The 25,823-nt window shown below is 47.1% G+C and carries 25 protein-coding genes; 5 read left to right on the forward strand and 20 right to left on the reverse strand.

The genetic code is table 11. The features are described 5' to 3' along the window. Positions 1-15: 15 nt before the first annotated feature. A complete protein-coding gene (locus HH301_RS14355) occupies positions 16-969 on the reverse strand; it encodes an ArsR/SmtB family transcription factor (RefSeq protein WP_206378346.1) in 954 nt (317 codons plus the stop codon). Positions 970-1,258: 289 nt separating this feature from the next. Here HH301_RS14355 and HH301_RS14360 point away from each other — a divergent pair, with 289 nt between their 5' ends. Both HH301_RS14360 and HH301_RS14365 read left to right on the forward strand, forming a co-directional pair. Next, on the forward strand, positions 1,259-2,119 hold the full coding sequence (locus HH301_RS14360; RefSeq protein WP_169569717.1) for an MlaA family lipoprotein: 861 nt from the start codon (positions 1,259-1,261) through the stop codon (positions 2,117-2,119). Between the two features lie 19 nt (positions 2,120-2,138). After that, positions 2,139-2,780 (forward strand): MlaC/ttg2D family ABC transporter substrate-binding protein, encoded by a 642-nt coding sequence (locus HH301_RS14365; RefSeq protein ID WP_169569718.1) that lies wholly within the window; start codon positions 2,139-2,141, stop codon positions 2,778-2,780. 34 nt (positions 2,781-2,814) lie between these two features. On the opposite strand, the gene phoB is transcribed toward HH301_RS14365, so the two are convergent. The 8 genes from phoB to HH301_RS14405 all read right to left on the reverse strand — a co-directional run bounded on the left by phoB (position 2,815) and on the right by HH301_RS14405 (position 11,037). Next, positions 2,815-3,495 carry a phosphate regulon transcriptional regulator PhoB gene (phoB, locus tag HH301_RS14370; protein ID WP_169569719.1) on the reverse strand — a complete coding sequence of 227 codons (681 nt, stop codon included), beginning with the start codon at positions 3,493-3,495 and terminating at the stop codon, positions 2,815-2,817. Further along, positions 3,492-4,238 carry a phosphate signaling complex protein PhoU gene (gene phoU, locus HH301_RS14375; RefSeq protein WP_169569720.1) on the reverse strand — a complete coding sequence of 249 codons (747 nt, stop codon included), beginning with the start codon at positions 4,236-4,238 and terminating at the stop codon, positions 3,492-3,494. The genes phoB and phoU overlap by 4 nt, the downstream gene beginning before the upstream one ends. A gap of 27 nt (positions 4,239-4,265) precedes the next feature. Beyond that, positions 4,266-5,066, reverse strand: a complete 801-nt coding sequence (pstB, locus tag HH301_RS14380; RefSeq protein WP_206378347.1) for a phosphate ABC transporter ATP-binding protein PstB — start codon at positions 5,064-5,066, stop codon at positions 4,266-4,268. Between the two features lie 18 nt (positions 5,067-5,084). Then, positions 5,085-6,395 (reverse strand): phosphate ABC transporter permease PstA, encoded by a 1,311-nt coding sequence (gene pstA, locus HH301_RS14385; protein ID WP_169569722.1) that lies wholly within the window; start codon positions 6,393-6,395, stop codon positions 5,085-5,087. Then, on the reverse strand, positions 6,388-7,626 hold the full coding sequence (gene pstC, locus HH301_RS14390; RefSeq protein WP_169569723.1) for a phosphate ABC transporter permease subunit PstC: 1,239 nt from the start codon (positions 7,624-7,626) through the stop codon (positions 6,388-6,390). The genes pstA and pstC overlap by 8 nt, the downstream gene beginning before the upstream one ends. 60 nt (positions 7,627-7,686) lie before the next feature. Next, positions 7,687-8,718, reverse strand: coding sequence for a substrate-binding domain-containing protein (locus HH301_RS14395; RefSeq protein WP_169569724.1), 1,032 nt, complete (start codon positions 8,716-8,718; stop codon positions 7,687-7,689). A 99-nt stretch (positions 8,719-8,817) separates the two neighbouring features. Further along, positions 8,818-10,227: an ATP-binding protein gene (locus tag HH301_RS14400; RefSeq protein WP_169569725.1), complete on the reverse strand. Its 1,410-nt coding sequence runs from the start codon at positions 10,225-10,227 to the stop codon at positions 8,818-8,820. Positions 10,228-10,293: 66 nt separating this feature from the next. Further along, entirely contained in the window at positions 10,294-11,037 is a 744-nt protein-coding gene (locus HH301_RS14405; protein WP_169569726.1) for an SIR2 family NAD-dependent protein deacylase, read from the reverse strand. Between the two features lie 129 nt (positions 11,038-11,166). On the opposite strand from HH301_RS14405, the gene HH301_RS14410 reads away from it, so the two are divergent. Continuing rightward, positions 11,167-11,580 carry a hypothetical protein gene (locus HH301_RS14410; RefSeq protein WP_169569727.1) on the forward strand — a complete coding sequence of 138 codons (414 nt, stop codon included), beginning with the start codon at positions 11,167-11,169 and terminating at the stop codon, positions 11,578-11,580. 117 nt (positions 11,581-11,697) lie between these two features. Further along, entirely contained in the window at positions 11,698-13,677 is a 1,980-nt protein-coding gene (locus tag HH301_RS14415) for a tetratricopeptide repeat protein (protein WP_169569728.1), read from the forward strand. A 70-nt stretch (positions 13,678-13,747) separates the two neighbouring features. Here the strand turns inward: HH301_RS14415 and HH301_RS14420 are convergent, their stop codons facing one another. The 11 genes from HH301_RS14420 to HH301_RS14470 form a co-directional block, all read right to left on the reverse strand. Next, positions 13,748-14,104 (reverse strand): Hpt domain-containing protein, encoded by a 357-nt coding sequence (locus tag HH301_RS14420; protein WP_169569729.1) that lies wholly within the window; start codon positions 14,102-14,104, stop codon positions 13,748-13,750. 107 nt (positions 14,105-14,211) lie between these two features. Further along, positions 14,212-15,183, reverse strand: coding sequence for a type II secretion system F family protein (locus HH301_RS14425; RefSeq protein ID WP_169569730.1), 972 nt, complete (start codon positions 15,181-15,183; stop codon positions 14,212-14,214). Between the two features lie 9 nt (positions 15,184-15,192). Continuing rightward, positions 15,193-16,194: a type II secretion system F family protein gene (locus HH301_RS14430; RefSeq protein ID WP_169569731.1), complete on the reverse strand. Its 1,002-nt coding sequence runs from the start codon at positions 16,192-16,194 to the stop codon at positions 15,193-15,195. Further along, the gene (locus HH301_RS17505; RefSeq protein WP_206378348.1) at positions 16,194-18,110 is read right to left on the reverse strand and encodes an ATPase, T2SS/T4P/T4SS family; all 1,917 of its coding nucleotides are present in this window, start codon (positions 18,108-18,110) and stop codon (positions 16,194-16,196) included. Before HH301_RS17505 ends, HH301_RS14430 begins: the two co-directional genes overlap by 1 nt. Before the next feature lie 5 nt (positions 18,111-18,115). Further along, positions 18,116-19,357 (reverse strand): CpaE/TadZ family protein, encoded by a 1,242-nt coding sequence (locus tag HH301_RS14440; RefSeq protein WP_169569732.1) that lies wholly within the window; start codon positions 19,355-19,357, stop codon positions 18,116-18,118. Positions 19,358-19,390: 33 nt separating this feature from the next. Beyond that, positions 19,391-20,128 carry a CpaD family pilus assembly lipoprotein gene (locus HH301_RS14445; protein WP_169569733.1) on the reverse strand — a complete coding sequence of 246 codons (738 nt, stop codon included), beginning with the start codon at positions 20,126-20,128 and terminating at the stop codon, positions 19,391-19,393. Positions 20,129-20,132: 4 nt separating this feature from the next. Beyond that, a complete protein-coding gene (locus HH301_RS14450) occupies positions 20,133-21,533 on the reverse strand; it encodes a pilus assembly protein N-terminal domain-containing protein (RefSeq protein WP_169569734.1) in 1,401 nt (466 codons plus the stop codon). Positions 21,534-21,544: 11 nt separating this feature from the next. Continuing rightward, a complete protein-coding gene (gene cpaB / locus HH301_RS14455; RefSeq protein ID WP_169569735.1) occupies positions 21,545-22,432 on the reverse strand; it encodes a Flp pilus assembly protein CpaB in 888 nt (295 codons plus the stop codon). A 77-nt stretch (positions 22,433-22,509) separates the two neighbouring features. Next, the gene (locus tag HH301_RS14460; protein WP_169569736.1) at positions 22,510-23,028 is read right to left on the reverse strand and encodes an A24 family peptidase; all 519 of its coding nucleotides are present in this window, start codon (positions 23,026-23,028) and stop codon (positions 22,510-22,512) included. 21 nt (positions 23,029-23,049) lie between these two features. Beyond that, positions 23,050-23,271 carry a Flp family type IVb pilin gene (locus HH301_RS14465; protein ID WP_169569737.1) on the reverse strand — a complete coding sequence of 74 codons (222 nt, stop codon included), beginning with the start codon at positions 23,269-23,271 and terminating at the stop codon, positions 23,050-23,052. A 67-nt stretch (positions 23,272-23,338) separates the two neighbouring features. Then, entirely contained in the window at positions 23,339-23,566 is a 228-nt protein-coding gene (locus HH301_RS14470) for a Flp family type IVb pilin (protein ID WP_169569738.1), read from the reverse strand. 512 nt (positions 23,567-24,078) lie between these two features. Between HH301_RS14470 and HH301_RS14475 the strand changes: the two genes are divergently transcribed. Continuing rightward, positions 24,079-25,743, forward strand: a complete 1,665-nt coding sequence (locus HH301_RS14475; RefSeq protein WP_169569739.1) for a TadE/TadG family type IV pilus assembly protein — start codon at positions 24,079-24,081, stop codon at positions 25,741-25,743. Positions 25,744-25,823 lie beyond the last annotated feature (80 nt).

The following is a 25,823-nucleotide window of genomic DNA, read 5'->3' on the forward strand; positions in this document are numbered from 1 at the left end:
CTCAAATTCGGATATTTAGGTGGCTTCAGCCGACCAGATATTTACGGTCAATGGATTCCCGCTCAGGGTTTCCGTAGAAATGATTGAAAAACCAAGTTCGCTACACATTCGTTCAATATCTTTTGCAGCAAATCCCATTTGTTGATGAGCATGCTCTTCCTGTAATGATTTGACGTTATGGGGACCAAAATCAACAATCACCAACAACGCACCTGGACGCATAACTCGGCGGGCCTCCTGGAGAACTTCCTTGGGACGATCCGCATAGTGAAGCACTTGGTGAATGACCACCAGATCTTGGCTATTGTTTCCAAAGGGCAGCGTATACATGTCCCCTTGCCGAACCTGGCAATTCCGAAGGCCTTTATCCTCAATGGCTGCCCGCGCATACCCAAGCATTTCTCGACTATTATCAACACCAACAGCATATTCAGCTTCAGAGCTCAGTAATTCCAAGATTCGCCCTGTTCCGGTTCCAATATCCAGAAAATCGACAATTTGCGCGCCTTTTTTAGCTTTGTGGTCTTTTATAACTTTTAGGAGCCGAGCCTCGACTTCACCCTCATCTACATGCAATGAGCGAATTTCGTTCCATCGCGACGCATTCTTCTTGAAGTAAGCAAATGCGACGTCCTGGCGGGCTTTTCGAACGGCTGCGAGGCGCTCAAGGTCCATCGCCACTACAGGGTCATTCTCTTCGGTCAAATCAACCAAATACCTTGCAAGAAGTGCATTCTCACCTTTTGAAGCCAACCGATAGAAAACCCAGCTTCCCTCTTGAAAACGATCCAACAATCCCGCTTCACAAAGGAGTTTTAAATGGCGAGAGACACGCGGCTGACTTTGGCCAAGGATCTGAATGATCTCGCTAACGGTTAGTTCCGCATGGCCACACAGAACCAGAAGACGCAATCGCGTCTCCTCACCCGCTGCCCGCAACCCTTGAAGTAGCTGTTCCATATCGCTCATAAATCTGTAACCATTTTGCGAAATCATATAAACATATATTTATATCTTTGTACAGATCTATTTCGCGACTTTTTGGCAACACACACCCTGAAAGCATATCTGACAAATTTCTGTTACTAGTCACGTTTTAACGGCTATGGTATGAATTTCCGGATATCTAGTGCGTTGAGTCACACGGATCAAAGTATAAGTGCGTGTAGTTTTTTGGCACAATATAAAGACTTCGGTAAGATTACTGTGTAAAAGTACAGTTTGTTCGAGCGGGTCAGAGAAGAGCTTGGTTGTTGATATGATTTCTAAATTGTTTCAGTCGAAATTGATGAATGGTTGTGTAGCGATTGCTATGGTTGGCTTTTTGGGCGCCTGTGCAACTCCTCCGGCTGAAGGTGATAAAACTGCCCGCGTGATGAACGCAGAAGTTAGTGATCCAATTGAGCCCCTCAACAGATACTTTCACGATGTAAACAAAGCGCTTGATGAGCTTGCTTTAAAACCAGTTGCTCATATCTACCGCGATGCCCTTCCGGACAAAGTGCAGGAAAGCGTTGGAAACTTCCTGACAAACTTGTCTCAGCCGATCTACTTCCTCAACAATGTCGCTCAGGGCGATTTTGATGGCGCCGGCGATAACATGGGCGCGTTCTTCACCAATACGTTCCTTGGTTTTGGCGGCTTGTTCGATGTTGCCCAAATCGATACGGATGAGGAAGATCTTGGTCAAACATTCGCTGTTTGGGGCTTTGGAGAAGGACCATATCTGGTTCTGCCAATCCTCGGACCTAACACGACACGGGAAGCTGTTGGTATGGTGGGTGAACACTTCATTGATCCAGCCAACCTAGTTGCCCGAAATCACGACATTGATAATTTCGAACTTTATCGTGGCGGCGCAACGGCTGTCCATTTCCGCGCTCAGTCGATGAAGGAACTGGACGAGATTGAAAAGAACTCTATCGATTTTTATGCAGCCATCCGCAGCCTTTATCGGCAAAATCGTCAGAATCTGATTCTCGATGGTGAAGCTCCGGTTACTCCACTTCCGGATATTTCCTTCGAGTTTGAAGATGATAAACCAACAGTAGATCGTGTTTCTCTTCTTTTCGAAGACGACGATTCTGCTGAAAACAAATCAGCAACCAAAACTAATTAATCAAACAGGAGTGCAGCAGATGTTGTCCCGGACTTTGATGGCTATTGTAGTTGGTGGATCGTTTTTAGTTGCTGCTCCGATTGTATCTCCTCAGGTTTCATATGCTTATGCAGACAGCAAAATGGAAACTGCTGCAATTGATCTTGTCGAAAAGCTAGGATCTGAGGCTGTTTCCATTCTCTCTGACAAGACGCTGTCTAATACAGAGAAACAGGATAAGTTCGCGTATTTAGTTGAGCGCGATTTTGACATGAATGTCATCAGCCGGTTTGTTTTGGGTAAAAACTGGCGAAAAGCTTCTGATGATGAAAAAGCTGAATATCAGGATCTGTTTCAGACCTATATCATCAAGACCTACCAAAAGCGTATTGGAGAATATTCAGGCGAAAACCTGAAAATCATTAAATCCAAACCGCTGAACAAAAAAGAATACTTGGTCAATTCTGAAATCATTCGACCCAAAGGTCCAAAAATCAACCTGGATTGGCGCGTACGCGAAAGCAAAAGCGGCGAGCTTAAAATCATTGATATAATGGTTGAGAATGTAAGCATGGCCCTCACCCATCGGGATGAGTTTACAAGCGTCATTAGCCAAAACGGTGGTAAGGTCGCAGCCCTAATTGAAAAGCTTCGCTCACACATCGCAGAAGCTTCCAACTAATTCCGATTATTTTTGGGTAAAACAGAAAAGGGCCTCAGCCCTTTTCAAAGCAATATCCTACGGCTCTGACCGTGCGGATTAAATCCACTTCTTCATTGTCATTCAGCGCTTTTCTCAAGCGACGGATGTGAACATCAACTGTTCTGTCCTCGACATAAACCCCCTGCCCCCAGACACCATCCAGCAGCTGTTCTCTCGTTAAGACACGGCCAGCCCGCTCCATAAAGAATTTGAGAAGCTTAAATTCTGTTGGACCAAGATGCAGATCCCGGCCACCGCGGCTGACTTTGTAGGCCACCAGATCCAGAGTTACATCAGCGACGGTAATCGTATCCTGCCCCAGATTTGGATTATGGCGCCGAAGCACAGCCCTAATCCGCGCCAGCAACTCAGCTGGAGAAAACGGTTTGGAGACATAATCATCCGCCCCAACATCCAATCCACGAATACGGTCAGTTTCTTCAGCCCGCGCTGTAATCATAATAATGGGCAGGTTTCGAAATTCCTGATCCCGACGGAGCCGACGGCAAATTTCAATGCCAGATAATTTGGGCAACATCCAGTCCAACAACACCAAATCTGGTTTCTGTTCTTCGATGCTGAGGATAGCCTCTTCACCATCTGAAGCAGAGGTTACTTCAAACCCTTCACTCTCCAGATTGTATCTGAGGAGTTCCACCATCGACGGTTCATCTTCAACGATAAGTACGTTCATTCTTTGGACGCCTCATTTCCAGACAATAATTCGTCACTGTCCAACATGGTCATGCTGGTCTTATCTCCTTTTGGTCGAGGCTCCGTTGGTGCCTCGCCTTCAACCTCATACATGATGATTTCCGCAATATTGGTCATGTGATCTCCCATACGCTCAATATTTTTGGCCATGAAAATCAGATGCGTGCAGCCAGTAATGCTTCGCGGATCTTCCATCATATAGGTCAATAACTCTCGGAACATGCTGTTATAAAGTTGGTCGACCTCCTGATCGCGATGCCAGACCTCTCGCGCTAGAATCGCGTCGGCCTGTGCGTAGGCGGTCAAAGTGTCATGGATCATCCGCCGGACCATCTCACTCATCCGAGGAACAGTTGAGACTGGTCCGAGCTGCGGTCCCTGATTAAGAGCAATAACGCGTTTCGCCATGTTGGCTGAGTAATCTGCCACACGCTCCAGAATAGAAGCAATCTTCAAGCCCGAAATCACCAGACGCAGATCGTCTGCAACCGGATTGCGCAACGCCAGAAGGCGAACCACCATGTTATCAATGGCTACCTCCAACTGATCTATTTCCTTGTCACCATCAATGACAGTCTGTGCCAGTTCAGAGTTGCGCTCGACGAGCGCTTTCGTTGCCAATTCCAACTGTGACTCCGCAAGACCGCCCATCTGCACAATAGTATTTCGGACTTCCTGAAGTTCTTCGTCAAAGGATCTGACGATATGTCCTGCACCACTCATTTCTATGTCCTCTATAAATGGTCGCGGTTAACCGAAACGGCCTGTAATATACCCTTGTGTCCGCTCATCGCTCGGGCTTGTGAATAGTTTCTCCGTGTCGCCAACCTCGACAATTTCACCGAGGTGGAAAAACGCAGTTTTCTGAGAAATACGGGCAGCCTGCTGCATAGAATGCGTAACAATAACAATCGTATAATTCTGGCGAAGTTCCTCGATTAGCTCTTCAACCTTTGCGGTTGCGATCGGGTCTAGTGCGGAACAAGGCTCATCCATCAGGATAATTTCAGGCTGAACCGCTAAAGCACGGGCGATACAAAGCCGCTGTTGCTGTCCACCGGAAAGGCCCGTACCAGTGGCATGTAAGCGATCACGAACCTCACCCAACAACCCGGCTTTTTCCAAACTTGAAAGAACTATATCGTCCAACTCATCCTTATTCCGTGCCAAGCCATGAATACGCGGTCCATAAGCCACATTGTCGTAGATTGATTTTGGAAATGGGTTTGGCTTCTGAAAAACCATCCCAATTCGTGCCCTCAATAAGACTTCATCCACATTCGGTGCATAAATATCCTGACAATCCAAAGTGATGGTCCCCTCTACCCGACATCCTTCGACAGTATCATTCATGCGGTTCAAGCACCGCAGGAACGTAGATTTACCGCAACCTGAAGGTCCGATCAGCGATGTAATCTGATTTTCTAAAATATCCAGATTAACACCGTTTAGTGCTTTCTTCTCTCCGTAGTAGACGCTGACGTCACGGGCAGAGATAATCGCTTTTGTGTCTGTGACATCTGGTGCTTCAACTTCAGCCAGCATTTGCATTTCCCTAAATCCTCAAGACTACCAACGACGTTCGAACTTCTTACGAAGAACAACCGCCATTGCATTCATAATAACCAGGAACCCTAGAAGAACCAAAATAGCCCCTGAGGTCTTCTCAACGAACGCCCTCTCAGGGCTATCAGCCCACAAAAAGACCTGAACCGGCAGAACAGTAGCCGGATCGTTAAATCCACCTGGAATATCAACGATAAATGCCACCATCCCAATCATCAAAAGTGGCGCTGTCTCACCCAGAGCCTGAGAGAGACCAATGATTGTACCGGTCATAATACCGGGCATTGAAAGGGGTAACACATGATGAAAAACCATCTGCTGCTTTGAAGCCCCCAACCCCAGCGCTGCATTGCGGATACTATCGGGAACCGCCCTAATGGAAGCACGTGCTGCAATAATAATGGTTGGTAGCGTCATCAAAGCCAGTGTCAAACCACCTACGACTGGCGCCGATCTTGGCAAATGCGCAACATTTAGAAACAGTGCAAGCCCGAGCAAACCAAATACAATCGAAGGAACCGCAGCCAGGTTATTAATATTCACTTCAATGATGTCAGTGAATTTATTCTTCGGCGCAAACTCCTCCAGATAAATGGCGGACATGACACCAACCGGAAAAGAAATCAGGAATGTTGTTAGCAACGTATAGAACGAGCCAACCATAGCTCCCCAGATACCAGCTAGTTCTGGCTCCCGGCTATCACCACTTGTAAAGAAGCGGCTATTAAATTTCAGCTCAATGCCGCCGGCTTGATCCAGTTGATCGAACCAGGCAATTTCCTGATCTTTTATACGGCGATCTGCTTCGGCCACATCGCGCTTGATAAAGCCTTTGTTGAACATATCCAGATCATCATTTGCCGTAATTTCAACAGTCACCGTTTGACCAATCAGATCCGGATTATCGAGAACCATATCCCGAAGCTCAAGCGCGGCACCCTTACTTGGAAGAGAAAATAACTTTCGTAGATCAGAGCGAGAGCTGACATCCGGAAACTCTTTGCGCAAGGCATCCCTAAGGATTGACCCGTAAGAGGCGCCTCTAAGCGCTGCTTCTTCCCGTGTGCCTTTTGGGTCGATCACTTGCTCACTGAACGTCACAGAAAGCTTCATGCTTGTATAGGCAAACGCAGAATAACCCTTTGAAACAATGCTGTAGAACAGTATTGCCAGCAATGCCAACGCAATAATAATTGCGGTGAGACCCAACGCTTTGAAGCGTTTTTCCGCTTTTCGTCGTTTCGCCAGCAGGGGTGTTTCCTGCTCTCCGCGAACCAGTGATCTTGAATGTGATGATTGTGCTGTATCAGTCATATTTTTCACGATATTTGCGAACCACCACCAAAGCGATGACGTTCAAGGACAAGGTGATAATGAAAAGAACCATGGCCAGCGCAAATGCAGCCAAAGTTTTTGCGCTGTCAAATTCCTGATCACCAACAAGCAGGCCAACAATCTGAACAGTCACAGTTGTTACGGATTCGAGCGGGTTAAGGGTCAGGTTGGCACCAAAGCCTGCCGCCATCACCACAATCATGGTTTCACCAATTGCCCGGCTAACCGCGAGTAGGATTGCGCCAACGATCCCAGGAAGAGCTGCTGGCAGGATCACTTTTCGAACTGTCTCAGATTTTGTTGCACCTAGCCCATAAGACGCATCCCGCAAGCTTTGGGGCACAGCCATAATAATGTCATCACTGAGAGATGAAATGAACGGAATGATCATCATTCCCATCACTACGCCAGCAGCCAGAGCACTTTCAGAAACAATATCAATGCCAATCGCATCACCAAGATCGCGGAAGAAAATGCCAACAGTCAAAGCGGCAAAGAAGCCATAAACAACTGTCGGGATACCCGCCAGAATTTCAAGGATTGGCTTGACCGTAGCTCTGAACCTGTCACTCGCATATTCCGTCATGTAGATTGCGCTCATCAAGCCAAGGGGGATGGCAACGAACATAGCGATCAGAGTGATCAGCAATGTGCCAACGAACAGAGGAACAGCACCAAAGGCGCCAGATGATCCAACCTGATCAGCGCGCAACGCAGTCTGTGGGCTCCAGTTCAGGCCAGTCAAAAATTCCAGAACAGGAACCTTGTCAAAAAAGTTTACTGTCTCGAAGAGGAGTGAGAAGACGATGCCAATGGTCGTAAAAATGGAAATTGTTGAGGCCAAAATCAGAACTGCAAGGACAATCCGCTCCAGCGTTTTCCGAGTTCTGAGTTCTGGGGAAATTTTTCGAATAGAAAGATAAAGTCCGAGAGTTGCACTCAATAATATGAGAGCAGGAAATACCACCTGATTGACTTGCTGGGAAATGGCACCTTCCGCGTCCATGGGAAGTACCGAAACAGCTGCCCAAAGAACAGCAAGGGCAAGCGGGGGAAGTAATCCCCAAGCGGCGACATACATGCCAAACTGATGGGGTCGTCCCATAGCCTGGCCACTTGCAGCGGATACTTGTAAAGCTTTTTTGGAGCCAAACCAATATCCTACAGAGCAGAGTGCCAGCAGGAAGATGATCAGTGGGAGAGTACTCATATTAATGCCCAGTGCCCAAGAAAAAAATGGGTGGAGGAAACCCTCCACCCTGATGGTGACTTACATCATTTTCAGGTTCGTCAAAGACGTCGCTTCCTGGCGAACTTTTGCACGTTCTTCTTCAGAAAGTGGGATCAAACCTTTTTCTGTCAGATATCCAAATTCACCAAACGCATCTTCGCTTGTGAATTCAGCGATAAATTCTTTGATACCTGGAACCTTACCAACGTGAGCGTTTTTCACGTAGAAGTACAGAGAGCGGGAGATACCATAATCTCCTTTTGAGATATTTTCGAATGTTGGGGCCACGCCACCAACAACCGCACCCTGAAGCTGATCAGCATTCTGATCCAGGAAGCTGAAGCCGAATACGCCAACTGCATCTGGTTCAGCAACCAGCTTTTGAACGATCAAGTTGTCGTTTTCACCGCTTTCAACATATGCACCGTCTTCACGAACAGAGTGAGCGATTGCTTTAAAAGCTTTTTTGTCTGATTTACGCAGAGCTTTCAGGCTTGGGAATGCTTTTGCACCACCTTCCAGAGCCAACTCGGAAAAAGCATCACGCGTACCAGAGGTTGGAGGCGGACCAAAAACCTTAATGGCGACATTTGGCAATGACGGATCAACATCGCTCCAAGTTTTGTTTGGGTTGTCGACCATCTTGCCATCAACTGGGATCTGTTTCGCCAGAGCCAGGAAGATCTGCTTTTTAGTCAAGTTAAGTGGCTTAACTGCTTTAGAATTTGCAACAACGATACCGTCGAAGCCAACCTTAACTTCTGTGATATCTGTAATGCCAGCTTTGGCGCATTTTTCAACTTCAGACTTTTTAATGCGACGCGAAGCATTTGTAATGTCTGGGTGCTCTTCACCGATACCGGCACAGAACAACTTCAGGCCACCGCCCGATCCAGTGCTTTCAACAACAGGCGTTTTGAAACCGCCCTTGTTACCGAAAGTTTCAGCAACAGTTGTAGAGAAAGGAAATACAGTTGAGGATCCCACGATTCTGATCTGATCACGAGCAACTGCCTGAGAAGCAATGGCTACCGTTGCAACGACAGCCAGTCCGAGAGTCTTTTTAAACACGTCAATTTCTCCGTAATATCTTACGGCAGCAATGCCTGCCGGTGAGCGGACAGTGCCCCTTACGAGTGACGCTAGTACTACACTTATATGACAGTATTGTTACAGCGATAAAACCTTATTAAAACCGGCACTTTCCGCTGTTTGGCTGGGAAGTTTAACGGTAAAGACAGATCCTTTTCCGAGCACTGAGTCGATCTCCAGCTGTCCTCTATGACGACTCACAATATGTTTTACAATCGCAAGGCCTAAGCCAGTACCACCCATTTCCCGGCTTCGATCACTATCAACCCTGTAAAATCTCTCTGTCAGGCGCGGCAAATGTTCCGAGGGAATCCCCTCCCCTTGATCAATCACCGATATCCGGGCTTGATTGTTTACTTCACGCAACCGAACAGTAATCGTTGATTCTGGATGACTATATTTGAGCGCGTTGTCCACAAGATTAGTAAACACTTGGGATAACTGCTCTTTTTCGCCTATAACAATGACGGGTTTGTCGGGCACGTCCAAATCTATGGTTTTGTTTAATGACAAAGACTTGCCAGACAGCAAATGTACAACCGATTTCAGAACCTCGATAATATCCAATGGATCAGAAGGACGGCTGTGCTCATTCATTTCGATATGAGAAAGTGACAGCAAATCATTGATCAATTGTGACATTCGATTGGACTGCGCCTCCATAATAGACAGGAAGCGTTTTTGTGCAGCCGGATCATTTGCCGCAGGTCCAAGCAGAGTTTCAATGGCACCGATAAGAATGGCTAGTGGTGTTCTCAGTTCATGGCTCGCATTGGCAATAAAATCAACGCGCATTTGCTCGGTTTTCCGGATAGCTGTCAGATCATGAAGCGTGACAACAACCCGAAGCCCACCCTTTTTTTCTCCATCGAACACAACAATGTTCGCGGCAATGTAACGGGATACATCACCCACCATTGCAAACTCAACCCGTTTACCCTGCATCTCGCCCGCAAGCGTTGCATCCACAGCCTTGATCAGTGACGGATGGCGCAAGTAAGACACGAGATCACCGCTAATGTCTGAGCGGCCAAAAAACTCTGCAGCTGCAAGATTGTGCTGAACAATCCGTCGCCGGTCATCCAAAACCAACACAGCGTTTGGTAAGATATCAAAAAGCTGGGCAGTATCGCTTTGTCGCAGCTTGGTCTCTTCGAGCAGATTGGACAGCACCCGCTGATACTGTTGCATGGTCAACAGGAAATCATTTATCGGCAACAACCCAGCACGATCCGTTTCATCAGAACGAACCTCTTCCATCGGCTCAGCGATGGCATGCCCCATGCGCCGCGTCAAAGATGAAATTTCCCGGATCAACTTGTTAAAAACAAGGACTGCAGGTCCAACGGGTGTGAGTGTCAGAAGAATTCCATATTCAAGGCTCAATACATCTTGGCTAACCATCCAAAACGCAACCACAGCTACTGGTACTGTAATAACCAGGACAAATATGCATAGCTTTGTCAAAAAGCCTTGGATATTGCTCATTCCCAAACCCATTTATTGCAGAAAAATGACAAAATTAGTCAAGTATGACACTATCACCCTTCTGCCTTACAATTTTGTGACAAGATCGAGAGTTTCTCCGATTTCTTTATTGAGAACTAATGTCGCAATTGGGTCCACCTGTGTTGGTTCTCTATTGATTATAATTAGCTTAGCGCCATGCTGGGCTGCAATAACCGGGATATCAGCGGCAGGGTAGACAACGAGTGAAGATCCTATCGCCAGAAAAAGATCGCTTTCAATGGCCTCCATTTCAGCCCGCTGCATTTCTCGTATTGGCATCGGTTGGCCAAAGGAAATTGTCGCTGTTTTGACAATGCCACCACATTTTTGGCAAATGGGTAATGTCTCTTCTGGCTGGAATATCTCCCGCACCTCATCCAAACTCATTCGCTCATGACAATCCAAGCATTTTGCATATGTGGTGTTGCCATGCAGTTCGATGACATCCTCTTCGGGAATTCCGGATTGCTGATGTAAACCATCTATATTTTGAGTGATAACGCAGTTGAGCTTTCCAAGTTCATAAAGCCTGGCAATCGCCTCATGCCCTTTATTCGGCTTTGCATTGCCCATCACCTCGTCCATGGCAAACTTTCGGCGCCAGGCTTCCCGGCGGGCGTCTTCAGATGCCATATATTCAGAGAAGTCAATTGGTCGGTTTTTCTCCCATAGTCCCCCTGGACTCCTAAAATCCGGAATACCCGACTCAGTGCTGATCCCTGCTCCAGTAAACACAACGATCTGATTGCTCCTTTCAATTAGCTTTGCCAATTGCTCCAGATCATCCATCCCGATCTCCGTTCCTGCTTATTTCCTTTTGAAATACTTTTTATCATGAAAAGCATCCGTCGTCACAAACTCCGCGGCCATACGTCCTCCAACCAGACTAAACAGGTTTACACATCAAAGGATCACGACATGACCCCTGATCAAGCAAATCGAACTGTTGCGGATGCCATTTCCAGTGCAATGGCTCACTGTAAGTCCAAGTCCGTTGATGAGCAAACATTGCGAACTGGATTATTGACCATCACGATCGCTAATTTTGTTAACGGAATTGGTCGGCAGAATGCAATCGAACTATTTTCAGCCATTCCCGCCCAAATACAGGCCGGAACTTTTGATCGATATGTTAATGAAGCTGTGGAGAAAAGGGCTGCTCCACCAGCACCAGTGAACAGAGGTGGCCCTGTGCCCAGTCATTTCATTCCACCCCAAAGCAGTCCGGTTCAGCACCCAAACCCGCCTCATACAGGGCCATCTGAGGATGTCTTGCCCCCATCTTCCGCAAGTTCAAACAACAGCATCCCAAAAAGGCGAATGAATATATAAACTTACCCGTATTTTGATAAAAATTTTATTTTAATTCAAATCTAGTTCTTAACTGTTTTTAAGGATGAATGGGATACGGTCAGTCCAAACGTTCTAGAACAGAGAGGGAGACCGACCGTGCTCCAAATTGATCAGATCATAAAAGCAAACCGTAAGATGCTGCTTCTCAGCACCAGCTTGATCGTAGCTGGCTGCGGAACAGCAATGCAGGAAGACAACTCTGCGACTGCGCCAATCCAAGTGGCAAAAGAAACCGACCAAATGGATAATACGTTTAATGCTGAACGGATTATGCGGATGGCGGATCGGGCTTGGCAACGCGGGGATGCAAAAACGGCAATTCGCTTCTATTCAATGGCTAGCGACAAAGATCCAAAGAATCCAAAACCAGTTCTGGAAATCGCAGAAATTCTTCGGAAAACCAAGAAGATTGAAGCGGCAAAAGAACTCTACACGCAACTTGTCGCCAAATTCCCGGATGAAGCGGAAGTTCATAATGGAATTGGATATCTTCACCTGTCTCAGGACAAGCCTTATCTCGCAACCAAGTCCTTTGAAATGGCTTTGACCCTTGAAGAAAACAATTCAAAGGCTTTAGGTGGCATTGCTCTCGCCATGGATACAGCTGGTGAACATGACAAAGCTCATGACCACTATCGCAAGGCGATCAAATCTGACCCGAATAACCTGACATATCAGAACAACCTGGCTCTCTCACTTGCGCTTGTCGGTCGGCTGGAGCAGGCAATTGCCATGTTGGAGATTATTACAGCCCATCCCAAAGCAACGGCACAACATCGTCAGAACCTGGCATTAGTCTATGGAATGGCCGGTAAATCTGCGGAAGCCATGAAATATTCTCGGATGGATCTTAGCGAACGGGATGCTCGTAACAATGCCCTTTATTTCCAGGCGTTGAACGAAACCCCGAATGATGTCGCGACTGCGAAAATCAACGGCCTAGCGGAAACCTCTGCGAAATCCGCTGAAAATATCGCCAGACGCGATCCTGCAACAAGTCGCCAACCTTACACACCAATCGTTGCGCGTGAGGAAACAACCGACATCAGCACGAATCCTGTGCCGGCAGCTGCCGAGCCGACCGCGCTGGCTTCTGCCGCCGAAATGGCCAATCTTGAACGAGGCATGCAATCAACTTCAGAGCCAACAACTCTTGTTGCAGCGAAAAGCGCTACTCAGGAGTTGAGCACTACTGCTGCAGCTAAGTCCGAGAAAAAGAAAACGCCTTTGGCAGAGCTAGCTGAATTGATTAATTCCCAGCGTGAGCCTGCCTACCACTCAGCTATGGCAGATGCTGGAGAGATTAAAACTTCCGAGCCAAAAGAAGACACCAATGTTGTCGCTGAAGCCAAGCCGGAAACAACTCCAGAGGTTGCAAAGGTAGCTGCTGAGCCAGTGGTTGTGGAAATCGAAGAACCGACGGTTTTGGCCAAAGCTGAACCACAAATGCCTGAAACTGGTGCGGATACAACTGCCCAGCAGGAAGTAATGCCGGCTGCGTCAGCAGAGCCGACCCCTCATGAGCCGGTAACCACCACATATACTCAACTTCCAATTCAAACAGCTGCTATTACTTCGGAAGATGCAACAACAGCAGTGGAAAGCTCTGAGCCAGCTTCTCAGTTCAAGTTTGAAAATGTCCGGCTTCAGCATCTTTCCGATGTCGATCAGCCTCTTTACTACATCCAACTTGCCTCCTTCCAGACATTGGATAAGGCACGGCAAGCCTGGGATGAGCTGACGACTGCGCATAAAGATCTCCTCAAGTCCTTCAAGCCTGTTTATACAATTGCGGACCTGGGTGAGGAAAAAGGGACATACTATCGCGTAAGAATTGGTGGTTTTGCAGAAAAAGCAGCGCCAGCTGAACTCTGCACTACACTCAAAAGCAGGAATACCGACTGTTTCCTTCCTCTGGTTACAGAGCAAGTTGAAATTGACGGTGAAGCGATCGCGACAGGAAGCCCTTCAGAAAAGCGTGCGGATGTTCCTTCGCCAAAGGAGCCGGCATCAGTCGCAACAGCGACTGATACTGCAAGCGCAGAAGTTTATGCCTCCGGGTATGTGGCCTATTAATCTCAAGGACCAAATTCCCAATAAAAAAGCAGGCGATAATCGCCTGCTTTTTTGTTTCCTGTTAATCAGGTTAAGGTCGTTTAGACTGCCACCAATCCATAGTGGACTGACCGGCGGCCTCAAATTCATCAAAGTTCTCTTTAACCTGTTCAATCTCATTGCAATTTTGCTCTATTGCAGCAGCCATCTCGCTGAACCGCAAAGAGCATAACGAACTCGTGGATCCTTTTAGGGAATGGGCGACTTCACGTAGCATTGTACTATCGCCCGCATCCAGCGCCTCTTTAACCTTCTGCAGCCCGGTCTCCATGTTAGTCTGGGCCATATCCACTAGCGTTACCAGGACTTCGTCACCAAGCTCGTTCTTCAGTCCCGCAAGCTGGTCATCATCTCCAATTTTTTCAGAAACGGACGCAAATAATCCCATAATCCATGCCTTTTTGGTTTTATTTTATCTAGCAACCAACTTAATGAATGAAGTTAAGAAGTAAACTTAAATAAATAAATTTATTTTCTACTTAGAGCTGCCTAATATTAACTGAAGGCGTCCAGCGCCTTGAGAACAGCAGGACCGATCAAGACAATAAACAAAGCCGGCAGGATAAACACAATCATTGGTACGGTCATAATAGCAGGCAATCGAGCAGCCTTTTCTTCGGCTTTCATCAAACGCTCATCCCGCATCTCTGCGGATAAAACACGTAATGCGACAGCAAGCGGAGTACCGTATTTTTCTGTCTGCAACAGTGTATTGACCAGCGTGTTCATCGAAAGGAAGTCAACGCGTGCAGCCAAGTTCATCAATGCTTCTTTCCGCTCTGGCAGGAAGCCAAGTTCAATAGAGGTCAACGCAAACTCATCTGCCAGTTCAGGGGAAGAGTTTGTAATCTCCTTACAGACCCGATCAAGACCACTATCCAGATTAAGTCCCGCTTCCGTACAAATAACCAGAAGGTCCAACGCATCCGGTAAGGATTTCCGCATCGCAGTGTAACGTTTGCTGATCTGGTTTTTCAGGATAATCCTTGGCAGCATGTACCCCACGAAAGCGGCACCTGCTGACGCCAGAAAACCTGCCATCAAGGGCCAATCAAACGGATTTTTAACCATGAAATATAGCATTCCAAGACCGCCGAACAAGATCGGCAATGAAATCCGGGCGAACAGATAGGTTGCCAACGCCTCTTTAGACCGCCAACCGCCTTGTGCCAGGTGTGCGGAAATGCCCTTGGCACGTTCGCCCTTCATCAACTGCAGCTTCTTGACCGTCCGGTGCATGAAGCTTTCTTTCTTGACCAAGTTGCTTCGCTGAGGATTTTTCTTGGTAATCTCGTCTCGCAATTCCTTGCGGCGGTTATCCAGTCCCTTAATACGCTCTGGCAATGTATCTTTGACAAGCAGCGCATTCCAGATCAACAGAAAAGAAACAAACGCAGCACCGCCAGCAATAAGAGCCAGAATATCCTCTGATTTCATCCAGGCGGGGAGTAAGGTTGTAATATCCATGTCGCCCTCCTAAATCTCGAACCGGACCATTTTGGCCATAACGCCGACACCACTCGCAATCATCGTCAGGCCTGCGCCTATCAGATAGATACCGCGGGGGTCATTAATCAATGTCATCACATATTCATCGTTCGCCAACCACAGCAGGAAGAACATGATGAAAGGCAGTGATCCGATGATCCAGGCACTGGCCCGGGCCTCGGACGACATAGCTTTAATTTTCAGCTTAATCTGACGCCGCTTGCGCAGCATGTTGGCAAGTCCCGCCAGTGTTTCTGCCAGGTTACCACCCGTTTCACGCTGAATGGAGATGGCAATAATCAGGAATTTGAAGTCAGGCAGGTCAATTCTTTTGGCAACCTTCCAAAGACCATCCTCTACGGATTTACCCAGCTTTACAGTATCTGAAACCCGCTTAAATTCTGTGGCAATTGGCTCAGGAGCATCGTTAGCAACTGTTGCAATGGCTTCACTGATCGGAATGCCTGCCCTCAGGCTTCGAACCATTAGTTCAATAGCTTCAGGGAAATGCTTCATGAACTTGTTCACTCGGCGTGCGCCCATAAATCCAACTGTCCAATGGGGCAAAATAAGTCCACTTGTTAGACCTACAGGAATAGACAGCAGCCAGGTAAGATCATAAACAAAGCGCATCACGACAATTACAACGGCCATTGTCACCAAGCAGATCAAGGCATATTCGGCAGTCGTCAATTTTTTACCGGTTTTTTCAAGCCGCGCCTTCAATTCAGCGGGTTTTGGGATCAATTTCCGCGCCAAAGTATCCAGCACCTTGATGCTGCTCTGGCGGTCATCAATCCGGGCACTATTCCGCTGACCGGCTTTTGGAGCAACAGGGGCATGTCCGTGGGACAAGTTTGCCAATCGACGTTTGGTATTTGCAGACGCGTTATCGCCGCCAACCAGCGCGAAACCCAGAACTAAGGTAACGAACAAGGTTCCACCGCCAACAATTAACATCAGCATCAACTGGTCTTCACCTGCAAACATCACATTGCTCCTATTAGCATTTTATCCAGGCCGAAATAGGCGGCTCTCGGGGCAAAGTGGGGACGCAGACCTGATGACTTGAAGTCACCGATCAGGCGGCCACCTTTGTCTTCACCTTTATATTCGTACCAAAAGAGGTCCTGCATGGTGATGACATCTTCTTCCATACCAACAACTTCTGAAATATACGTTACCCTCCGCACGCCATCGCGCATTCGGCTAACCTGTACAATCAGATCAATCGCAGAAGCAATCTGTGTTCGAACCGCTTTTGCGGGTAGATTAACTCCGGACATCCCCACCATATTTTCCAGACGGGTCAAGGCTTCCCTTGGTCTGTTGGCGTGAATTGTTGACAAGGATCCATCATGGCCGGTATTCATTGCCTGAAGCATATCAATGGCTTCACCGCCCCTGATCTCACCCAGGATAATTCGATCAGGTCGCATACGCAGGGAGTTTTTAAGCAAATCCCGCATGGAGATTTCCCCTGCCCCTTCAAGGTTGGCAGAGCGGGTTTCCAGGCGGACAACATGAGGCTGTTGCATTTGCAGTTCCGCCGCATCCTCAATTGTGACAATCCGCTCACCCGGGTCGATCAGCTGAGAAATCGCATTCAGCATGGTGGTTTTACCAGAGCCCGTACCACCTGAAATCAAGATATTGAGACGGCAACGACCTGCAACCCGCAAAACGGTTGCGGCTGATGGAGAAAGGTTGCCCTGACGCTCCATCGTATCCAAGGTGATTTTCTGCTTGGCAAATTTACGGATAGAGATACTGGGCCCATCAATGGCCAACGGCGGAATAATAATATTCACACGGCTACCATCAGCAAGACGCGCATCCACCAACGGATTTGTTTCATCAACACGCCGGCCAACATGGCTCACGATCCGGCCCGCAATGCTCAAGACATGGGCATTATCCCTGAATTGACAGTCAGATAAAACGAGTTTGCCCTTTTGCTCCACATAGACCTGTTTTGGTCCATTGACCATGATGTCAGTGATACTTTCATCAGCAAGCAAAGGCTCTAACGGTCCAAGGCCCAGCATATCATGCATAAGCCTTTCAATTAGTTCGCGTTGCTCGCGTTGGTTCAGCTGAATTCGCTCTTCCACCAAAATATCTGCAACGATATCTGATATGTCGCGTGCCAGATCCAAGCGATCCATGGCGACAGCAGCACTGATGTCAATCCGCTCCAGCAATAGTGGCTGGACCCTCTCCTTAATAATTTCTATTTGAGAGGCTGCCCTGGGAGCCTGAGCTTCTGTGACCGCTTCCAACTTAAAGATCTCAGCTTCAGCTGGTTCTTCGACTTCTGGAATGGTTGGTTCAGATGGTTCCGGTGTAGCTTCCGGAATAGACTGTGCCAGAGGAACATTAGGTTCTGTATATTCTTGCTCAAACTCTGGTTCAGCAAAAGACTCTGTGGCTTCGCTTGGAACTGGCCTGTCAAACTGAGCATTCACTTCAACAGGCGCATCAGAATCCACTCCGAAAACAGTAATCCCCTCTTCCAAAATTTGGGTTGCTTTTGGGAGTTCACCCTCTCCAAAGCCACCTGATGGTGACGATAAATCTGGATTGGTAACTATTGAGGGCTCCGGCGCTTTGAAATTGGCCTCGAACTCTGTCCATAGGCGATCCGAAAGCGCGGCGACGAGATTACGTTGCTCGAGAACATTTAGCTCAATGCGATCTGCTTCGAGTTTCTGGCGAACATAACTTTTAACGGAAGCCGAAAAATCAGCCCGTTTAATAGTTGGCTCTAAAGTCAGGATCAACTCTTCGGACGCAGCTGCAAAGTAACGCTCGACCAATTCCAAACCACCTACGGATTTAGAACCAGACGCTGCCGCCTGACTTTCTTTCTTTGAGTTCCCTGAAGAGGACCGCCACAAACTCACGCTACTTAACCTTTAGCTTTCTTTGATTTCTTTGGTTTCTTAGATCCAAGACCAAAGAGGCCTTTTTTCTTAGGCTCTTCATAATCAGACAGATCCGCAGCCATTTCCCGCAGGACCTTCGTAATTGGTGCCTTCATATTAACTTCTGAAACCGCTTTACCCGCGTTTGCACAAACCGAAACAGTTTTTCCATCCTCGGGAACGAAATATTGTGCAGGCTCCTCTAACGCTTTCTGGAAGTCAGCTTTCGCAACCTGTGCTACCCGCTCAGATCCAACACGGCTGATCACACGAACAATTCGGCCTTTGGTCGATAATGACGTCATGGCTTGGGTAATTCGGTTCATATCACGAATACCGGCCAATGTTTGGTCAGACACCAGAACAACCGTGTCTGCAGAAGCCAGCAACGCTCCCTGAGTCGGCAGAAGGTGACGAGGAAGATCCACTATTACCTGGCTGTAATCCTGACTAATTTCGCCAATCAGCGTATCAATGCTATCAGGGTTTACATCCACAAATTCTTCAATTGGCTCTTCTGTACCTAGAACTGCGAGGCGATCACCGGCTTTGGTAATGGCGCTATCCAGAAAGAGTTTATCAAGACGGTGTGGGTTCTCGAGCGCTTCGCGAAAACCGCCCCCGGATTCTACATCCAGCGAAAGTGTGCTTGTCCCAAAATGCAGATCCAGATCCAGAAGTGCGGTAGTCATCCGTTCTTCATTGGCCATAATCCATGCCAGATTGGTCGCAATGGTTGAAGCGCCAGTTCCACCCCGAACGCCAATAATGACGGTGAGTTTTCCACTTTGCGCCGTGTTTGCTGCTGCTCCTGCTTTATCCACATGATCAACAGCATCCACGAAATCTTCTGCCGTTAGTGGTTTCACAAGATAATCCTGAGCACCGAGGGCTATCATTTTTCGGAAAACCTTCACATCGTTGGAGGTTCCGATAATGATCAAATGATTAGTCGGCCCCATTTTCCGAACTAGTCTTGTGACGTCAGCTTCCGGATCAAGGCTTCGGCTTATATCAGCTACCACCTTTTTGGGAGAGTGACCGGGCTCAATTCGATTGAGCGCTTCCACAATTCCGCCATCCTGTATTGCATCTGTTGACGCGCCAAGATCTGATGCTGCCGCACGGCAAACACCCAGAGAATGCTCATCATCGACAAAGACCATCAAGTCTTCATTTACCTGATTGCCGAATAGTGTACTCAAATTTGCTGCTGTACTTGCCATCTGTATTACCCAATCTGCTAATTCAGGACAAAATCACTTTTTATCGCCACCGGAGCTATCGCCGGAACCACCGCCAGAGCCACCACCGGAACCACCACCTTCGGAGCTCCCTGCTTTGCCGCCAGATCCTGCTTTGTATTTTGCAATTGACCGGGCTGCCCGCTCACCGTCATACCCGCCAATTTCCCTTGGAGAGACGAGATCTTTCGGATTGGAAACCATTTGCGCCAATGCTGAAGCTGTAGCGCACCCCATATGTGGCAGATTAAGGTTTTCATAGTCAGTCCCAGGTGGGCGCTGCCAACCTTTGTTACAGACCGGATCAACCGTTGCGACGTATTTGGAATAATAAACACGCAAATTTCCAGCGCTTGTATCGGGCAAGATTTTTGGAACTACCGTTGCGCCTAAGCCTTCCAGGAAACTGCCAACAGCACCAAAACGACGCTCGTTCATGCCGTCCACATCATTAAACGGCGGCAACTCAAGATGCAGGGTTTCCCCAAATTTAACTTTTTGGGCTTCCAAAAACCCGATCAAGCGACCTTTTTCAAGATCTGTCAAATCCCGCCCCGATCCACCGAAACGCACGATATGAACTGGTTTTAATTCCTGAACATTAATTTGCTTCGTCATAGATGCGGTTTCAGGAGATGCTCGCATGGCTGCTGGACGTCCAGTTTCTGGATCCATTGGGGCACATGCGGCCAGACTGATTCCTGCCAGAGCAGCAAATAGCGAAGTTTTTTTGGAAATATTCAAAATCGTCATTTGTTTACTCCATGATAAAGCCGGCAGGACCAACAAGCTTCACGCTTTCAGAAGCTGTTTCAGAGCCATCGGATTTCTTGTTCTGAGCGCCTTCACTGGTTGGCTTGAACAGCAAACCGTCTTTGTAGAGCTCTTTTTTGTTTGGTGGAATGTAACCATCTGTTGGCAGCGCAATCCGTGAATTAGCTGGCTCAACAAGGTATGGGGTCACAATAATAACCAGTTCCGTTTCATTCTTCTGGAAAGAAGTAGATTTAAACAAAGCTCCAATAATTGGCAGCTCCCCAAGTAGTGGGGTTTTAGAAACGTTGTTGTTAGTATCACTATTCAGCAGCCCACCCAGAACAAAGCTCTGACCACTTCCGAGCTCAACTGTGGTTTCCGCCCGCCGAGTGATAATTGATTGAATGAAAATATTGTTCACATTGATCGCTGACTGGGAAGACAGCTGACTGACTTCCGGGCGAACTTTCAAGTTGATCCGATTTTCACCAACTACATTTGGGGTAAATCGTAAGGAAACACCAAAGTCCTTATAATCAACCGTAATGATACCGTCTTCCTGCGGTACTGGTATTGGGAATTCACCACCTGCCAGGAATTCAGCGCTTTCACCAGATAGTGCTGTCAGATTTGGCTCAGCCAACAACGTGACCAGTCCTTCATCTTCCAACGCGTCAATCAAGCCCTGAATGGACGTCGTTCCATCATTAAAACCGGCATAAACACTGCTCAAGCTACCATTTCTGAGAATAGAAGAACTTGAGCTGACCACATCACGGCCAATTCCAGTTCCAAAGGCGAATTTGCCAATATTGCTGAACTGTTCCCAGTTAATCCCAAGTTGCTTGCTGACAGATCTGGCAACTTCCGCCACCTGAACGCGAATATTAACTTGCTGGGCGCTTTCAACCGTAATTCTGTTCACGATCTTTCCACCCGGTGCGTAAAGGGCGGCCAACCGATGAGCTTCATGCGCTATGTTATCTGTCAGAGCACGGCCTGTGAGAACGAGCCCATCCTGTACTGAAGCCGCCTTGATAAATCCTCTTGGATCAACCTCTCTTAACGCTGTTTCCAATGAAGCCAGGTCATGGCTGATCTGCACTGGGGAGTTCAGCAGAACTTTACCCTGCTTATTCAACGCAAACAGGTTTGTCTTGCCGGGCTTCTTGGCGAAAATATAAATGATTTTTGGCGATTGAACCTGCACATCAGCCAGCTCTGGGTTGCCAACGAAAACAGACGCGGCACCGTTATCCAGCTGGATCAATTTACCTGAATTCAAAGTCAGTTCAATCGGATCACCGATATCATTGATAACCTTTGCGGCCTGAACCGATGTCACAATTCCTGCCAATCCAAGGAATGCAATTGCGGTCAATGTATAAATGAATTTTTTCACAATCATTCCCCTTAATCGAAGGCTTTTTGTTTAGCTTCGCCGGCGCGAATTATGATGACAGTTTCAGGTGCACGGCCCGCATTTTTAGGTGCACGGATAAGGGCACTCGCTTCACTGTCCAGTGTGAACCCTTTGCCCCGCTCTGGTTTCATCGCAACCGCATTATCCAGTGGATTTTCTGTATCTTCGACACGGGCGATACTGCGTAGAGACAGAGACAAACGTCCCAGTTCCCGTGCAACTGAAACAACCTCTACCTGTTTTGGTGTCACTTCCAGAGTTGCAATGCTTCGAACCGTTGCCTGTTGGGTCTGATCATCAGTTGTTTGGTCCATGGCGACCACCCGAACATCAGTTAAAATTGTTTCGCTGGCATGTTGAGGAATTTGGCTCTCCCCTTCCCGATTTACAGTCAGGGTCAGAACAACATCGACTTTGTCACCAGGAAATACAAAGCCTGCAATACCTGCTGTTGCATCTACATTAATAGAGACAGCACGCATACCAGGTTCAAGAACAGCAGCGAGGAAACCTTGCTGACCAGGCCGAACCATACGGCTTTCAGAAATTGGCTCTCCAACAGCAATTCCTTTGCGAACGACTGTGCCAAAAAACTCATTGGCAGTCCGCACATTTTCAACAATGTATTTCTCTTCGAGACCGTCCGAATCTGGCCATTCCTGCCAGGTAAGATGTTCTTCTCTTACCAAGGTTCCTGCTGGAAGATCATTCGCCGCCACCAAAATTTTCTTTTCCGGTTCTTTTGGTGCGACAACTGTTTCTGTAACAGTTTGAACCACAGGGGTTGACGTTTGATTACCCGCCCAGTTCCGAACGAACATGACGGTTGCACCTGCAATAACAAGAGCAAAAACAACCAAGATTAGTTTACGTGCCATGAGACTAATTCCACTAGATTCGATATTACTCTTTTGTAATGGGGAGAGTTTAACTTCACGTTAAAAAACGCGTAAAATTAACCAGCAAAGCCGCTGTTTTTTATATAAAAATAGAAAATAGGCAGACTGCCAATTGCAATCGCAACACCGTAGGGTACAGGTGTTTTGGAGCGAAGCGCCGAGCGGACACCAGCATTAAAGGAAAGATCTTCCGCTTTTGTTTTTCGAAGAGCTTCACGAATAATGACAACAAAAACGAGGAGGCCCCCACTCAAAACAGTGACAATTAAAAAGGGGATGATATATGCGAGCCCACTCCAAAGAGAAAGTGCCGCAATCAACTTGACATCCCCACCGCCAAAAACGCCGAGGGCAAAAAGCAGAAAACCGACAATAAAAACCACGCCAAATGTGGCAAGTGATATAATCCAGTCAATCTCTTGTGGGGCTGTTAAAACCGCGATTGGAAAAAGTACTACCAAAACAATGCTAATGGCATTGGGAATGGTGAAGGCTTTCCAGTCAGAGTAAGCTGCATAGAGTGCAGCAGATAAAGCAGCGAAGACTGAGATTAAGTAGATGGCGTCTAGTAACATTGCTGCTTTTGATTATTCTTTTTAGCTAAAACTACAGCTATCTTCACCTGTATCTGACAGTGTGAATTCGCCACCGACAACTTCGCACACATCTTTAGCGATCTCAGCAAAGCTTGAGGATATTGTACCGCCGGTTGTCGTAAAAGCGACGATACCCGCAACGGCAACTAATGAGGCAATTAGCCCATATTCAATGGCAGTAGCTCCAGATTCATTTTGTACAAACTTTAATAAACTTGACATGCTACTCTCCTTCAAGGGCTGAAATGAAAAAGGAGCTGCCGAAGCAGCTCCTTACATAATCCTAGAATTATGAGAATGTGCAGGAACCAGCTGTGCCGTCTGCTGAATCTGTGTAAGTACCACCAGCACTTGTACACAGTGTGTCTGCAAGTTCATCGAAAGATTCGAAGATTGTGTTACCGAGGGCGGTGAAAGCAACAACGCCTACCAGGGCAACCAAGGCGGCAATCAGACCATATTCAATAGCTGTTGCACCAGATTCGTCTTTTGCAAATGCGCGGAACATTTTAATCATCTTAACATCTCCTAATTAAGCTACAGGACTTTGTCCCGAAGGTAATCTTTAATCCTGAGAGCTGACCTCTCAATCTACTGACTACTAGAACTCTTTACTGTTTAAAGCTCCTAGAAGCCTTTAGTTTCGAAGCCTGGCTCCAGAACCCTTTTGCCTTGCTCCTGGGATGTAATTTGCCCCAAAATAATTAATCAATAGTTAAACGATGTAATTTTTTCTGAAAAACGCAATTTTTTATTGTATAAAATTTTATTCAATTTAATAAATAAAGTATTCGCAATTAATTATTTGTATTTTTATTTAATAGTTACTTAAAATTCAATTAACTTAAAGATCTGCATAATATATAATGTGTATTAGCTCAGAAGTTACGTTTCTTTACTTAAGCACCCTCATATAGAGAGTTTTTTACGCATAATTAATCGAAATTGGCGCTTTATCTTTAATCTAGTTTAAGACTTCTCTGCGATGCTCCACGCTTCAGTTTTTCTCGATAAATGCGGGGTCACCCAATGTGCATCACCTCAATTGTCAGTAAATTTATAAAATCACTCACCCAACTTGGGCGAGACAATAATGGCGCCAGTGCGGTCCTTTTCGCATTTCTGGCAATCCCTATCATGGGCGCCATTGGCCTATCTGTTGACTTGGGCCGTGCCTATGTCTTGAAGTCAAAGCTATCCACAGCACTTGATGCTGCGGGACTGGCTGCAGGACGGGTGATTTTTAAAGAAGATGCAGTTGTTCTCGCGGACGCTCAGAAGTTCTTCGATGCAAACTTTACCTCTGGATATATGGGTGCAGATGTTAGTGCATTGGAAATCTCATGGGATGCAAATCGTGAAAATATCGAACTGAAAGTCAATGCGGACTTGAACACAACATTCATGAGTATTCTTGGAAAAGAAGAAGTGAGTGTGGGGGCCAGAACTGTTGTTAATCGTGTGAACCGGGGGTTAGAACTCATCATGGTTCTGGATAACACGGGCTCAATGGCCCGAAACTCTGACACCAACGGATATAGCGGAACTGATGAGAACCGTCGCATTAACTCCCTTAGAAGAGCGGCTCACGACCTCGTTGATATTCTTTATGGTGAGAAAGAGATTCAAAAGAATCTATGGGTCGGTATCGTTCCTTATGTCACTCAGGTGAATGTTGGGTACCAAAACATTGGGTTCCTCGACAGAAGTGAACAAATTAATATTGTGACTAATTCAGGACCTAATCAGAGCGAATTCTTCAAAGACACCGATTTTCACCTTCCACTTGGTTATGATGTCGATCGCGATGGCAGCAATGACACTAACTATGGCTGGAAAGGCTGCGTTGAAATGCGCGGTCACCTCGATGGTGGTACGATTGATACAACGGATGATCCTCCTAACGAGGATTTTTTGCCTTATGTTTATTTTGACGGTCATAGAGATCTGGACCATCGCTGGCGGGATAACGACAACGATTGGAACGATTCTTCACCCGGTGATGTGGTTCATATTGCCGAAGAAGACGTCAAACTCTGGAATAGTTTCGACAATTCAGTTGGTCGCGGTCCCAACGCGGGCTGCCCAACACCAATCCTTCCCCTAACTGCTGAGAAAACGACAGTGAAGGCAGCCATTGAAGCAATGCGCCCCTGGTACAGCGGCGGAACGATGGGTAACGTCGGAATGGTCTGGGGCTGGCGGGCAATTTCACCCCGTTGGCGCGGTTTATGGGCAGGATCTCCTCCAGATCTGCCAACTGATTATAATGAGCCGCTTATTGATAAGGCTGTAATCATGATGACTGATGGTGAAAACCTGGTCTTTAGTCATGGCGGCAAGCCGACATTTGATTACAACGCATACTCTCGTCATCAGAAAAACGCGTGGAGCAGACACGCAAGTTCAGCTGGATCGATTGACACCTATACGGATCCGGATGGCCGCTTGCGTTATACCAACCCAACCTACTACCGCAATCGAATAGACGCGAAGTTTACGGAGACCTGCAATGCAATGAAAGCCGCAGGCATTATTGTCTACACGATTAAATTCAAAAGCGGCAACGATGCTCTCTATCGCAATTGTGCGACGTCACCGGCTCACTATTTTCATTCACCGAATGAGAAAACGTTGCGTGAAGCTTTCCGCTCTATCGGTCAGGAACTGAGTAACTTGAGAATTTCTGAATAAATCTCTCAGAATCTCTAAAATAAAAAGGCGCTAATTCGGCGCCTTTTTTGTTGCTAAAACTTCCTATAGAAGCGGCTGAG

The sequence above is a fragment of the Sneathiella limimaris genome, assembly GCF_012932565.1.
GTDB classification, from domain to species: Bacteria; Pseudomonadota; Alphaproteobacteria; order Sneathiellales; family Sneathiellaceae; genus Sneathiella; species Sneathiella limimaris.

Coding starts and splice junctions, on each gene's coding strand:
- HH301_RS14355 (WP_206378346.1), bottom strand. CDS start 969: ATGAGCGATATGGAACAGCTACTTCAAGGGTTGCGGGCAGCGGGTGAG.
- HH301_RS14360 (WP_169569717.1), top strand. CDS start 1,259: ATGATTTCTAAATTGTTTCAGTCGAAATTGATGAATGGTTGTGTAGCG.
- HH301_RS14365 (WP_169569718.1), top strand. CDS start 2,139: ATGTTGTCCCGGACTTTGATGGCTATTGTAGTTGGTGGATCGTTTTTA.
- phoB (WP_169569719.1), bottom strand. CDS start 3,495: ATGAACGTACTTATCGTTGAAGATGAACCGTCGATGGTGGAACTCCTC.
- phoU (WP_169569720.1), bottom strand. CDS start 4,238: ATGAGTGGTGCAGGACATATCGTCAGATCCTTTGACGAAGAACTTCAG.
- pstB (WP_206378347.1), bottom strand. CDS start 5,066: ATGCAAATGCTGGCTGAAGTTGAAGCACCAGATGTCACAGACACAAAA.
- pstA (WP_169569722.1), bottom strand. CDS start 6,395: ATGACTGATACAGCACAATCATCACATTCAAGATCACTGGTTCGCGGA.
- pstC (WP_169569723.1), bottom strand. CDS start 7,626: ATGAGTACTCTCCCACTGATCATCTTCCTGCTGGCACTCTGCTCTGTA.
- HH301_RS14400 (WP_169569725.1), bottom strand. CDS start 10,227: ATGAGCAATATCCAAGGCTTTTTGACAAAGCTATGCATATTTGTCCTG.
- HH301_RS14405 (WP_169569726.1), bottom strand. CDS start 11,037: ATGGATGATCTGGAGCAATTGGCAAAGCTAATTGAAAGGAGCAATCAG.
- HH301_RS14410 (WP_169569727.1), top strand. CDS start 11,167: ATGACCCCTGATCAAGCAAATCGAACTGTTGCGGATGCCATTTCCAGT.
- HH301_RS14420 (WP_169569729.1), bottom strand. CDS start 14,104: ATGGGATTATTTGCGTCCGTTTCTGAAAAAATTGGAGATGATGACCAG.
- HH301_RS14425 (WP_169569730.1), bottom strand. CDS start 15,183: ATGGATATTACAACCTTACTCCCCGCCTGGATGAAATCAGAGGATATT.
- HH301_RS14430 (WP_169569731.1), bottom strand. CDS start 16,194: ATGTTTGCAGGTGAAGACCAGTTGATGCTGATGTTAATTGTTGGCGGT.
- HH301_RS14440 (WP_169569732.1), bottom strand. CDS start 19,357: ATGGCAAGTACAGCAGCAAATTTGAGTACACTATTCGGCAATCAGGTA.
- HH301_RS14445 (WP_169569733.1), bottom strand. CDS start 20,128: ATGACGATTTTGAATATTTCCAAAAAAACTTCGCTATTTGCTGCTCTG.
- cpaB (WP_169569735.1), bottom strand. CDS start 22,432: ATGGCACGTAAACTAATCTTGGTTGTTTTTGCTCTTGTTATTGCAGGT.
- HH301_RS14460 (WP_169569736.1), bottom strand. CDS start 23,028: ATGTTACTAGACGCCATCTACTTAATCTCAGTCTTCGCTGCTTTATCT.
- HH301_RS14465 (WP_169569737.1), bottom strand. CDS start 23,271: ATGTCAAGTTTATTAAAGTTTGTACAAAATGAATCTGGAGCTACTGCC.
- HH301_RS14470 (WP_169569738.1), bottom strand. CDS start 23,566: ATGATTAAAATGTTCCGCGCATTTGCAAAAGACGAATCTGGTGCAACA.
- HH301_RS14475 (WP_169569739.1), top strand. CDS start 24,079: ATGTGCATCACCTCAATTGTCAGTAAATTTATAAAATCACTCACCCAA.